The organism is Puniceispirillum sp. (SeqCode) (assembly GCF_965657105.1).
In the GTDB taxonomy this organism is placed as follows: Bacteria; Pseudomonadota; Alphaproteobacteria; order Puniceispirillales; family Puniceispirillaceae; genus Puniceispirillum.
The window spans coordinates 1-12,814 of record NZ_CBFHNB010000062.1 but is presented as its reverse complement, the minus strand read 5'-3'; the positions used below and the strand labels follow the sequence as shown (position 1 = coordinate 12,814).

The window sequence follows — 12,814 nt, the reverse complement described above, 5'->3', positions numbered from 1 at the left end:
AAAGGAATGCCCATAGCCGAATGACCGGTATTTCAACAAATCCCATTCGCGATACATTTCATTCAGCTCGGCGGCCACATCGGCACATTTCGCGCCGGGCTTTAACAATTCCATACCGCGTACGTGAACAGCACAGTTTTTCTGCCACAGATCATGATGCGCGTTCGATGCCGACCCGCAGAACAGGGTGCGTTCCAGCGCGGTATAATAGCCAAACATCATCGGAAAGGTGTTGAGCGATAATATATCGCCATCTTCGATCAGCTTGTTGGTGACCGGATTATGCGCGCCATCGGTATTAATGCCGGACTGGAACCAGGTCCATGTATCCATCAATTCGACAAAGGGAAAGGAATCAGCGATTGCCCGCACCATGGCATTTGACGAGGCAATAGCCACTTCATGCTCGGGAACGCCTGCCTTGACCGCTTCCATGACAGCTCGACCACCAACGCGGCATATTTCGGCACCTTTGCGGATCAGCACATGTTCTTCGGCGCTTTTGATGGTGCGTAGATCCATAGCGGCGGCGGCACAATCAACCAGCTCAACCCCCGGAAAATGTTCCTCAAGCAGGGTTTTCAGGTCCAGATTGACATGGTCAAATTCGATGCCAAGGCGCTTTACTCCTTTTAGGAGGTCTTTAAGAGCGGTGAAATAGCTGTCACGGCGCCAATCGGTGTAGGTCACATTATCGCCTGTCGAACGGCGCCATGGCTGGCCACCATCGATCGCGGCCGAAATTGTGGTGACGCCATCCTTGCTGAGAACCGCGCCATAGCGGCGGCCAAACTGGCAATATAGAAAGCCCGAAAAATAGCAGACATTATGATAGGATGTGAAAAGACAGGCATCAATATCCAGATTGCCCATTATGGCCATCATCGCATCACTACGACGATTCATTTCACCGGATGTGAAAGGCTGGAAGGTCTTTTCCCCATTATGCCAGCGGGTAACATGAAGCATCTGATCGTCGGCCATTTTACACTCCCGTAAACTATTTATAATCGTGCTTTATTTTTGGCATTAGAGAAAAATAAAGAGTCGGTCAATCGAATTTATTGCATTTAGATTCCGACTGCAAAACATGATGATGTAGTTTCTATTATGGGGGTGTTGTTTTTGCTGTGCCGTAAAGCGTGCATCGTTTTTGGCATTGCTGTTGGTCACATTAAGCACTGGATATTGGGGATGGATTGTTGAACTCTAAGACAATGTTATGCCACTCTAAAGAGCCAGAAAGTGATTGACATATGCCAGGCATGGAAAGCATTGTTAAACAAATTAATAAATAAAGATAAATTACCTTGGTAGTATTATAAAATGTCAGTTATGTCCGCACCGCAAAACGCTTTTGTGTCATTTCAGGGTGTTCAAAAAAGCTATGATGGTGTCTCGCTTGTGGTCAAGGATCTGAACCTTGATATTGCCGAGGGTGAATTCGTAACCATGCTTGGGCCATCAGGTTCGGGTAAAACAACCTGTCTGATGATGCTTGCCGGTTTTGAAACCGCAACGCATGGTGACATCAAGCTTAATAATGTGGCGATCAACAACATCCCTCCGCATAAACGCGGTATCGGCATGGTATTTCAAAATTACGCGCTGTTTCCGCATATGACGGTGGCTGAAAATCTGGCCTTTCCGCTTAAAGTCCGCAAGCTCAGTTCGTCTGATGTAGAAGACAAAGTTCGTAACGTTCTGGATATGGTGCAGATGCGGCAGTTTGCTGATCGTAAACCAGCCCAGCTTTCGGGTGGTCAGCAACAGCGTATCGCGCTAGCACGGGCACTGGTTTTCAACCCTAGTCTTGTTTTGATGGATGAGCCGCTTGGCGCGCTTGATAAACAACTTCGTGAGCATATGCAGTATGAGATTAAGCATATACATGAAAATTTAGGCGTGACGGTTGTTTATGTAACGCATGACCAATCCGAGGCTTTGACCATGTCGAACCGGATTGCGGTGTTCGATGATGGCATCATCCAGCAACTTGACGATCCGGTGACACTGTATGAAAAGCCGGAAAACGCATTCGTGGCTCAGTTTATTGGCGAAAATAACCAGCTTCCAGGTGTTGTGGATAATGTAAGCGGTAATGTTGCCAGCGTTAAGCTTGATACAGGTGATATGGTTAAGGCGCTGGCCGTGAATATTGACGGTGCGGGCACGAAAACAATGCTGTCTATCCGTCCAGAGAGGTGCGTGTTGACTGACAAAAAATCAAAGTCGATGAGCGCGCTAGGTGCCAAAGTGCTGGAACTCATCTATTTAGGCGATCATATCCGGTGCCGCATGATGGTGACTGGCAATGATCAATTTATCGTAAAGGTGCCAAATACGGCGGGGTCTCTAGGGCTCGAAATTGGTGCTGAATTATTTGTCTCGTGGAATACGGATGATTGCCGAGCGCTGGATTACAGGACAACAGTTTGACTATGACAATGGTCATGAATTGACGGTCCTTATAAAGTGTAAGGTAAAACACCCTGGATCGTTATGTGCGTAGAACCCCATAAGGGGTAACAATAAGGGAGAAAATAATATGTCTAAACTTACCAATAAAATTGTCGCTATCGCGGCAATGTCGGCCTTTACAGCAAGTAGCGCTGTAGCGAGTGATCTGACAGTCGTGTCGTGGGGTGGTGCTTACACCAAATCACAGGTCGAAGCCTATCATAAGCCGTGGATGGCGAAGACAGGCAAAACCATTGTGTCGGAAGATTATGGTGGGGGCATTGCCGAAATCAAAGCACAGGTTGAGTCAGGTAACGTAACATGGGATATTGTTGACGTTGAATTGTCCGACGCGATCCGCGCTTGTGATGAAGGTCTTCTTGAAGAAATCGATCACAGCATGTTGCCACCAGCGCCTGATGGCACGCCAGCGGAAGATGACTTCTTGCCAGGCACATTGCATGATTGTGCTGTATCAAACATCATCTGGTCATCTGTCTATGTTTACGACTCAAGCAAGGTTCGTAACTGGAACGCACCAACAACTATGGCTGACTTCTTTAACACCGAGGCCTATCCGGGCAAGCGTGGCATGCGTAAAAATCCAAAGGTAACTTTGGAATTCGCATTGATCGCTGATGGTGTTCCAACAAGTGATGTCTATGACGTTCTAGGTACTGAAGAAGGTGTTGCACGTGCATTTGCCAAACTTGATACCATCAAAGACGATATCGTCTGGTGGGAAGCTGGTGCGCAGCCACCACAGTTGCTTGCTGACGGCGAAGTGATCTTCACAACCGCATGGAATGGTCGTGTATTCAACGCTGTTGCGGCTGAAGACCAGACATTTGAAATGGTATGGGATGGTCAGATTTATGACCTTGATCTCTGGGTCATTCCAAAAGGTAGCAAGAACAAAGAAGCGGCATTGGACTTTCTTGCATTCTCAACTGCTACTGAGCAGCTTGCCGCACAGGCATCATGGATTTCATATGGACCAGCCCGCGCTTCATCAGTTGCTCAGATTGGCACCTACCATGATAATGCAGCGATCAACATGGCTGATCATATGCCAACAGCGCCTGCTAACTTCAAAAATGCGTTGCAGAACGATTTTGAATTCTGGGCTGATAACGCTGATGAGTTGAACGAGCGTTTCAATTCTTGGCTGTCTAAGTAAAGACCAAACATTTGAGGCGGTTGTTTTATGGCCGCCTCTTTTATTTATATTTGAGATATTATGAACACCACTTCCGAAAATATGAATACCGCGCCAATTGTGGCTGCCGATGGTACACCGCTTAAGAAAAAGCTGGCACAGGCCATGTTCCGTAGCCGTTTGCGGGCTGCTGGTTTGGTTTTACCGCTATTCGGTTTTGTATTGGCCAGTTTTGTGATCCCGATCTTCGCCCTGATGTGGCAGGGCGTCTATAACGATACTTTTGAACGGCTTATGCCTGCAACAACTGTCCAGCTTGCGGCGTGGGATGGGGTCAGCGAACCAACAGAAGAGATGTATGCGGCGCTGGTCGCTGATCTGATCGTGGCGCGCAAGGAAAGAACCGCAGGTAAAGTGGGATCACGCGTAAATCAACAGCTTTCAGGTGCGCGGTCATTATTTACCGGCACCGCCCGCAAAGCGCATAAATTAGAAGCACCCTTTAAAGAAAGCGTTATCAAAACCAAAAAGAAATGGGGCCAAATCGAATATTGGCAGGCGATGAAATTAACGTCAGATAGTCTGACACCTGGGTTTTATGCGTCCTCGGTTGATAAGACTCTTACTGTTACAGGTGATTTTGTTGCTGTTGATGAAAACAGACAAATTTATGTAAAGCTGTTTATCCGGACATTTATGATTTCGGGTAGCGTCATGCTGTTATGCCTAGTTCTAGGCTATCCAGTTGCTTATCTATTGGCCACCTTACCACTGAAAACGTCGAATCTACTGATGATTATGGTGCTATTGCCTTTCTGGACATCCTTGCTGGTTCGCACCACCGCATGGATTGCTATCTTGCAATCTCAGGGGGTGATCAATGATCTGCTGGTGTGGATAGGCATTGCCACCGATGATGGACGGTTTTCTCTGATCTATAACATGACAGGGACTATCGTTGCGATGACGCATATTTTATTACCATTCATGATCCTACCATTATATTCAGTCATGAAGACAATCCCACCATCCTATATGCGGGCGGCACGTTCGCTTGGGGCAACGCCAACATTGGCGTTTATCAAGGTTTATATGCCGCAAACAATTCCGGGTATCGGCGCCGGTGGATTGCTGGTCTTTATTCTTGCAATTGGCTATTATATCACCCCAGCTTTGGTTGGTGGACAAGATGGCCAATTGATTTCGAACATGATTGCCTATCATATGCAAAAATCACTGAACTGGTCGCTGGCGGCGGCTCTTGGTGGTATTTTGCTAGGATGCGTCTTGCTTCTTTATTGGGCATATGACCGCATCATTGGCATCGATAATATGAAGTTGGGATAGCGCGATTATGGCAAAACTTCCTCCCTATACCTCGACTGGTGAACGGATCTGGCATTACACATTCCGGGTGATATGCGGGCTTGTGTTCATGTTTTTGATGTTGCCCATTTTGGTTGTTTTGCCGTTGTCATTCAATGTGTCACCATATTTCAGCTTTACTGAAGGCATGCTGGCTTTTGATCCTGAAGCCTATTCGTTGCGCTGGTATAAAGACATTCTTACGAATGGAATGAAAATTCCGGATGCGCCGTTTGACTGGGCGTGGATCAGTGATACATGGAATAACTCGCAATGGATGCGGGCTATTCGTAACAGCTTCTTCATTGGTATTTGTGCGACATTGCTATCGACGGCACTTGGGACTTTGGCAGCGATTGGTCTGAGTCGTGAGGAAATGCCATATCGCCGGCTAATCATGTCAATTCTTATTTCACCGATGATTGTGCCGCTGGTTATTACCGCAGCGGGCATGTTCTTTTTCTATTCCAAAGTACAGCTAAGCCAGACCTATATCGGTGTGATCATGGCGCATGCGGTATTGGGAACGCCATTTGTCATCATTACAGTGACGGCAACCCTTGTTGGTTTTGATAAATCGTTGGTGCGGGCTGCTAATTCACTTGGTGCTGGACCAATCACGACCTTTTTCAGGGTGCAGATGCCACTAATCATTCCCGGGGTCATCTCAGGGGGGCTGTTCGCCTTTATCACGTCATTTGACGAAGTGGTGGCTGTGCTGTTTCTTGCCAGCCCTGAACAGCGCACCATCCCACGTCAGATGTGGTCAGGTATTCGTGAACAGATTAGCCCGACAATTCTGGCAGTGGCCACTTTGCTGGTTATATTGTCTGTTATTCTGCTGACAGTGATTGAGTTGCTTCGCCGCCGTTCAGACCGCCTGCGTGGTGTAACCACAAGCTAGTCTTACCCATATAAACGAAGCCTGACCTGCACGTTAATGCATTTTGGCATGGGTCTATCGCGATTTAAAATCTCGGACTCAGCGATTGTTGTTTGTTTTATATAAATAAACCAAAAGATGTATATTTATATAAATATGCTATTGTTTGATTATTGACACCTTGTCTTTTAAATATGAAAGTCAGATAGGTAAATCATAGTTTTATTACAATTTTATAACTATAGATTGCATTACTAAATTACCATTATTTTGTTTTACCGTTTCGTTCTGTTACGTCTGCCCACAGGTGAAAGTTTCGACCTGTGCGCGCTAATTGAGGAGTTGGTTATGACACAATGCATATTACTTGCAGTTGATGGTAGCCAAGGTGGTGACCGTGCCTTGGAATATTCTATAGCTCAGGTCAATGATCGCGGTATTGAGTTGATTGTCGCCTATGTCATTGAATGGTCTCCCTATTCATTCAATACACCTGAAGAAAATGCCGAACGGCATAAGCGTCGTGAGGGGGAAATTTCACGCGCCAAAAAGACGATTATTGACCCGGCAATGGAAAAACTTAACGGTCATAATATCAAAGCGGAATCAATTGTCCGTCATGGAGCTCCGGTGGAAACGCTCAACGAACTCGCCAAAAAACATAATGTAAATCAGATCGTGATTGGCCGTCGTGGACAATCAGGCATCAAATCATTGTTGTTTGGAAGCGTGGCAGGAAGCCTCATTCAGACATCTGAAGTCCCAATCACTGTTGTACCATGATGACCGGTTAGGTCATCGCGGATGCAAAGCTAAAAAAGGGGAATTTATCAATGTATCGCTTTATTCTTCCACTCATATTCTCGTTGCTGTTTATAACTTCGGCGCATGCGGGAATTGACGAGACTATCAACAATATAACAAAGCCAATTGCCATTTTAATTGGTCAAATCGTCTTTTTCAAAATCCCGGTTTTTGGTGCCCAGTTGCCTGTCGTTGTACTTTGGCTTGTCGCTGGCGCTGTTTACTTTACGTTTTACATGGGGTTTGTAAATCTGCGCGGATTTAAGCATGCCATTCAGTTGGTGCGTGGTGATTATGCTGATCCCGATAGTGCGGGTGAGGTGTCTCACTTCCAAGCTTTAGCAACAGCTGTTTCAGGTACGGTTGGTATCGGTAACATCGGTGGGGTTGCCGTTGCGGTGACCGTTGGTGGCCCTGGTGCCACGTTCTGGCTGATTGTGGCGGGCTTTCTTGGCATGTCCACCAAGTTTGTCGAATGTACGCTTGGTGTTAAATATCGATCTGAAAATCCGGATGGCTCGGTTTCGGGCGGTCCTATGTATTATCTCAAAAAGGGCTTTGCTGATCGCGGCATGGATGGGTTTGGAAAATTCATCGGCACCTTTTATGCGATTGGTATTTTTATTGGTGCGCTCGGTATTGGCAATATGTTCCAATCGAATCAGGCATATGTGCAGTTAAACCACGTTTCTGGTGGCGCATTGGATGGACTGGGATGGCTTGTCGGTCTTATTCTGGCAGCGGTTGTCTTTGTGGTTATTATAGGTGGCATTAAATCAATCGCCAAGGTGACCGAAAAGGTCGTTCCTTTCATGGCTGTATTTTACTGCCTTTTTGCTCTGATCGTTATCTTACTAAATTATGCCTCGATACCCCAAGCGATCGCCAATATCTTTAGCGGTGCGTTCACTGGTGAGGGTGTTGCAGGTGGTGCGCTTGGTGCCATGATCATTGGTTTCCAGCGTGCTGTCTTCTCGAACGAAGCTGGTATTGGTTCAGCGTCAATCGCTCATGCGGCTGTCCGCACAGACGAGCCAGTAACCGAGGGGTATGTGTCTCTATTAGAGCCGTTCATTGATACGATTGTGATTTGTACGATCACAGCTCTTGTCATCGGCACATCTCAGGTTGCTGATCCCGGTTTTGCTGGAGATGCGATAGGTATTGCCATGACATCATCGGCCTTTGAGCGACAATTCTCATGGTTCCCATATCCGCTTGCTTTGGCCGCGGTACTATTCGCATTCTCAACGATGATCTCGTGGTCCTATTACGGGCTTAAGGGATGGACATATATGTTTGGTGAAGGTGAAAGAGGGCAGAATATTTATAAAATCATATTCTGTGCGTTTGTTGCCTTGGGCTGTATGGTTCAGCTTGGACCATTGCTGGATATTTCGGATGCGCTGGTCTTCCTGATTTGTGTACCTAACATCCTTGGTCTTTATTTCCTCGCACCTGTTGTGCGCGCGGAAATGGATTCCTATATGGCCCGACTGGATAGCGGAGAAATCAAGAAGTTCAAGTAAGGTGACTATCCAGAGCCTGACAAATAGGTTTGCCACTATTCACTAAGCAAACGTCGATAAATGCCCCGGTTTACGCCGGGGTATTTTTACATCTATTATGTTCCTGTGAAATATGCGCAGAATGAAATACTATATTGCTCAGTTTGGAGCAGATAGTATCTAGTGGGTTTTTGATGCCAGCGTTTCTTTTACATTTATGGAACACACCGCATGTGGTTCTGACATTAGCCACCATGATGTGGGCAGCTCATACGATCGCAGCGCGCATTTCGGTTAATGAAATTTCACCAATGCTGTTGATGGAATTGCGCTGGATTTTATGTCTGCTGGTGCTGATTGTATTTTGCCGGAAACAGCTCATATCTCAATTACCAGCAGTAAAGGAACGGCTTGGTTGGGTTTTTTTGATGGGCGCTTTTGGCATGGCTGGATTTACTGTTTTTTTCATTCTGGCCGCGCAACATACAACAGCCGTCAATCTTGGTATCACGCAAGGGTCGATTCCTGCCTTTGTCATGCTTATCGGTCTGGTTGTCTTGCGGACGAAGATTAGCCTTTTGCAAATTTGTGGCCTTGCCCTCTCGCTTGCAGGGGTGGTGTTATTGGTCAGTGGCGGTTCATTTAGCGTGATCAAAAGCGTCCAGTTCAATGTGGGAGACCTTTTGATGTTGGTGGCGTGTCTTTGTTATGCCGGCTACACAGTAGGCTTGAGTCGTAGGATTGTTATGTCGCCCGTCTTGATGCTGGCATTCTTCTCGGCTGCTGCAGTGGTGACGTTAACAATATCTACTGCCATAGAATATGCCCAAGGTAGCCTTGTCATGCCCGGTTTAAAAGGATGGCTCATAGTGATTTATTGCGCCATTTTTCCTTCGTTATTGGCGCAGGTATTGTTTATGCGTGGGGTTGAACTGGCGGGATCTAACCGCGCAGGCCTATATGTTAATCTGGTGCCAGTGTTTGCGGCATTATTTGCAGTGATCATTCTAGGCGAGGTTATGCATTTTTATCATATTTTATCGCTTGCATTCGTGCTTGGCGGTATTTACATGGCAGAAAGAGGTAAGAAAGCACTGGTACAGTAACGACCTAGCTTGACAAGATTTTGTTGCCGTGGTTGTTGAAAAGATGTGTTTTAAAATATTCCTTTTGAACATTTATTTATACCCAGATATACGAATTCTCCGCAATAAGCGGTCATTGCGTATATTTGGTAATGACAGGATAATGGCATGATTGATAAGACAGATCTCTATATTGATGGCGCGTGGGTTAAAAGCATTGATGGGCGGGTTGTTCCGGTTATTAATCCGGCAACCGAAGAAGAATATGCTTCCATTACGCTTGCGGGTAAGGCCGATACCGAGTCAGCGATTGCGGCGGCAAAGCGCGCATTTCCGGCATGGTCAATGACATCACCAGAAGAGCGTCTGGATTATTTGAAAAAGCTTCTTGAGGTATATCAGGCACGCGAACGTGAGATGGCACACACTATTTCTGATGAGATGGGCGCGCCAATTGATCTGGCTATTTCTGAGCAAGCCAGTTCGGGATCATCGCATCTCAAAGCCTTTATTCGCACAATGGCTGGTTTTGAATGGGTGCGCCCATTGCGCCCAGGCACAGTTGGTCAGGATCTAACCTATGAACCCGCTGGTGTGGTTTCGTTGATCACGCCATGGAACTGGCCCATGAATCAGGTTGTCTTGAAAGTCGGCGCGGCCATCGCAGCTGGTTGTACAATGGTGTTAAAGCCATCCGAAATTGCCCCGTTGTCAGGCATGCTATTTGCCGAAATGGTTGATGAAGTCGGTTTACCTGCGGGTGTCTTTAATATGATTAATGGCGATGGCGTCGGTGCTGGCTCAATCATGTCATCACATCCTGATATTGATGTTGTCTCCTTTACCGGGTCAACGCGTGCTGGCATTTTGATTACAAAGGCTGCCGCCGATAGTGTCAAAAACGTGTCTTTGGAATTGGGAGGCAAGTCGCCTAATCTGATTTTTGACGATTGCGATATTGAAGCCGCTGTAACGCGTGGCACAAAATTCTGCTTTAATAATACAGGTCAGTCATGCAACGCGGCAACGCGGATGCTTGTCGAGCGCAGTGCCTATGATCAAGCGGTCGAAGTGGCTGCCAGAGTCGCGGATGCAACCAAGGTAGATATGCCTTCAAAAGAAGGTGCCCATATTGGCCCTCTGGTCTCAGAAGCACAATTCAACAAAGTACAGGATCTTATTCAAAAAGGTATTGATGAAGGTGCACGCCTTGTTGCTGGCGGTGTAGGTCGCCCAGATGGTTTTAACCGGGGATATTTTGTAAGGCCTACGGTCTTTGCTGATACAAATAATGACATGACGATCATGCGCGAAGAAATCTTTGGCCCGGTTTTATCAATTATGCCATTCGATACTGAAGATGAAGCAATCGCAATCGCCAATGATACGCCATTCGGACTATCGGCCTATTTACAAACTGGTGACACCGAACGGGCACATCGTGTCGCGCGCCAGCTTCGTGCCGGCATGGTGCAGGTGAATGGGTCATCGCGCGCGTCAGGAAGCCCATTTGGTGGGTTCAAGCAATCAGGCGTTGGCCGTGAAGGTGGTGCAATGGGTATTGAAGAATTTCTTGAAGTCAAAACAATCAGTGGAATTGTTGACGCCTAAGCAATCTTTAATCGTTATCACTAAGACCTGAACCTGCTCCTGCAAGGCGTGACTGCTCAGTCGATGGCGCATATGTGTGATGGGCAAAGGCCTCAAATGTTTTGATACAGGCCGATGCCGTGGCAGGAATGCGACTGATTGTTGCCGATGCTTTATGTTTTGCAATGGTTTTGGCAGAAAGCATGCCGCGGCTAATACGGCATCTGGCATTTTCAATTAACAGTGCCGTATTGATGATATCACTGGAAAAGCCGCTGGCGCTAATATCGATTGTCAGTTCGTCTATAAGTAGCGTCCATTCATTATGGCGTGTGCTGGCGGATATAAAAGGCACAAGAAGTAAGGGTTCACGAATGATGCCAAGGTCGCAAGGCAAAGCTATGGCACCATCAGAGATAGCCGCTCCAATGGCAATGGGGCATTGTTCGGACTTGTTTGCATGATCTGCCTTATACCAGGTGAGGTGTCGGCATAATGAAGCAATGCCTGGGGCACCGCGATGAGCTAACCATATGACGGCATGACTGGCCTCTTCGGCTAGCCCCCATGACATTCCAGCGCCTCTTGCGGCTTTCAGGGCAAGTGCACCAGTTTCGCTAAGAGACCAACTGACATCAGACATGTCTATTGCAACGGTGGATAAACCAGATCATCAGGATCCAGATTTTCCAGTTCTTCGGGGAAGGGGGCGCCTTGATACATTGTTATGCGTAACCAGCGATCTGACCGAGGATCAAATTTGGTAGCGCCAAAGAATGACAATTTACAACGCAAAAGATCAATCGGCATCATATCGGCAGCGATTGTATTATCGCGTATTTCAGCATAATCGAGGCCATTTATAAGCTGGGCGCGGCGCACGATATGCCGATGTTCGGGATGTGCCATTAAAAACGTGGCTAGGGTATCATTGTCTCCCCAGCCTTTCATGGCTTCATAACAGGCGATCACATCCCGCCCGGGCGCTAGAGGTTGCTCATATGGGGCAATCGGCTCTTCAAACCGGTTGCCAAGTCGCGGCTCTAGCTTTTCTTCAGATACATACCAGACGCGCGCCTGTTCGCTTTTCTGGGAAAAATCAAGGATGTTCGCCCAGCTATATTGGGTGGTTATGAGCGCGCGAAATGTCTCTATTGTCTGGGTTCCGTCAATGATATGGCGAGTTGTTTCATCGGCAGACATGGTGCTGGCAAGATCGTCAACAAGATTACCAAAGGGTTCGATAAGCAACGATACGAGTTGTTCTTGTCCTTCGATAGTCAAATTGTCAGTTCCCCATCTATATATCGCGTCCCAAGGATAATCCTGATCCTGATTGAAAGGCTCCAGATACGTCAAAAGACAGGTTAGGTCTTTGCGCAAGCCTTCGGTTTTTGAATTTTGATATGGATGCTCTACCTGCCACGCATCAGCATTGATAGCCGCACGTTTCACCAGCGATATAAAATGCGCCAATGTCGCGGTGTCAGTCGAGGCTATCGCCCGCACCCGCCCCAAAGCTGTTTCGCGGGCATTTATCCACGCATGGATCAGAGCCGGATGATTGATCAGAAATGGTGCCATGCCAAGGCCTGTGGAATTGCCAACACCAATCCGGCGACGGATATCAGGGGCAAGTGTCACGGCTGTATCAGGCTGTTGAACTTTGGCCATATGTTCAACCATGTCTATAGTAAAGGCACGTATCAGCCACACGGCAAGTAATTCGGGTTGAAAAGACCCTGCAAATTCGGGGCGGTCCGCCCATTCATGCCGGTCTGCGGCGCCAAATTTTCCAGATCCATAAACGGCACTTGTCCGCATGAGATAGCCGATGGGCTCTATCTTTGCCAGATCCGGCTGGGTGCCAGCGGCAAGGCAGTCACGAACATAATCAAACAGTCTGACGGATTTGTTTGCCCGTGACAAAACAAACTCGCCATCTGACATGCGGCCTGCT

11 protein-coding genes are annotated in these 12,814 nt (G+C 47.2%); 8 read left to right on the top strand and 3 right to left on the bottom strand.

The window, feature by feature from the left end; translation table 11 throughout:
- Positions 1 to 984, bottom strand: a 984-nt coding sequence (locus ACTF7Q_RS08800; protein ID WP_438997470.1) for an aminopeptidase P family protein, incomplete at its 3' end; no start/stop codon positions are given.
- 342 nt (positions 985 to 1,326) lie between these two features.
- Between ACTF7Q_RS08800 and ACTF7Q_RS08795 the strand changes: the two genes are divergently transcribed.
- The 8 genes from ACTF7Q_RS08795 (at position 1,327) to ACTF7Q_RS08760 (ending at position 10,875) form a co-directional block, all read left to right on the top strand.
- The gene (locus ACTF7Q_RS08795) at positions 1,327 to 2,439 is read left to right on the top strand and encodes an ABC transporter ATP-binding protein (RefSeq protein ID WP_438997469.1); all 1,113 of its coding nucleotides are present in this window, start codon (positions 1,327 to 1,329) and stop codon (positions 2,437 to 2,439) included.
- 109 nt (positions 2,440 to 2,548) lie between these two features.
- Positions 2,549 to 3,640, top strand: coding sequence for a polyamine ABC transporter substrate-binding protein (locus ACTF7Q_RS08790; RefSeq protein ID WP_438997468.1), 1,092 nt, complete (start codon positions 2,549 to 2,551; stop codon positions 3,638 to 3,640).
- 60 nt (positions 3,641 to 3,700) lie between these two features.
- Positions 3,701 to 4,966, top strand: a complete 1,266-nt coding sequence (locus ACTF7Q_RS08785) for an ABC transporter permease (RefSeq protein WP_438997467.1) — start codon at positions 3,701 to 3,703, stop codon at positions 4,964 to 4,966.
- A gap of 7 nt (positions 4,967 to 4,973) precedes the next feature.
- Entirely contained in the window at positions 4,974 to 5,888 is a 915-nt protein-coding gene (locus ACTF7Q_RS08780) for an ABC transporter permease (RefSeq protein ID WP_438997466.1), read from the top strand.
- Between the two features lie 327 nt (positions 5,889 to 6,215).
- Entirely contained in the window at positions 6,216 to 6,650 is a 435-nt protein-coding gene (locus ACTF7Q_RS08775; RefSeq protein WP_438997465.1) for a universal stress protein, read from the top strand.
- A 50-nt stretch (positions 6,651 to 6,700) separates the two neighbouring features.
- Complete coding sequence (locus ACTF7Q_RS08770) at positions 6,701 to 8,200, top strand: alanine/glycine:cation symporter family protein (RefSeq protein WP_438997464.1); 1,500 nt, start codon at positions 6,701 to 6,703, stop codon at positions 8,198 to 8,200.
- A gap of 173 nt (positions 8,201 to 8,373) precedes the next feature.
- Positions 8,374 to 9,285, top strand: a complete 912-nt coding sequence (locus tag ACTF7Q_RS08765; RefSeq protein ID WP_438997463.1) for a DMT family transporter — start codon at positions 8,374 to 8,376, stop codon at positions 9,283 to 9,285.
- 147 nt (positions 9,286 to 9,432) lie between these two features.
- Positions 9,433 to 10,875, top strand: a complete 1,443-nt coding sequence (locus ACTF7Q_RS08760; RefSeq protein WP_438997462.1) for an aldehyde dehydrogenase family protein — start codon at positions 9,433 to 9,435, stop codon at positions 10,873 to 10,875.
- Between the two features lie 7 nt (positions 10,876 to 10,882).
- Here ACTF7Q_RS08760 and ACTF7Q_RS08755 read toward each other — a convergent pair whose 3' ends face one another.
- The gene (locus ACTF7Q_RS08755; RefSeq protein WP_438997461.1) at positions 10,883 to 11,497 is read right to left on the bottom strand and encodes a DUF3726 domain-containing protein; all 615 of its coding nucleotides are present in this window, start codon (positions 11,495 to 11,497) and stop codon (positions 10,883 to 10,885) included.
- A 2-nt stretch (positions 11,498 to 11,499) separates the two neighbouring features.
- A partial coding sequence (locus ACTF7Q_RS08750; RefSeq protein ID WP_438997460.1) for a hypothetical protein occupies positions 11,500 to 12,814 on the bottom strand: 1,315 nt, incomplete at its 5' end.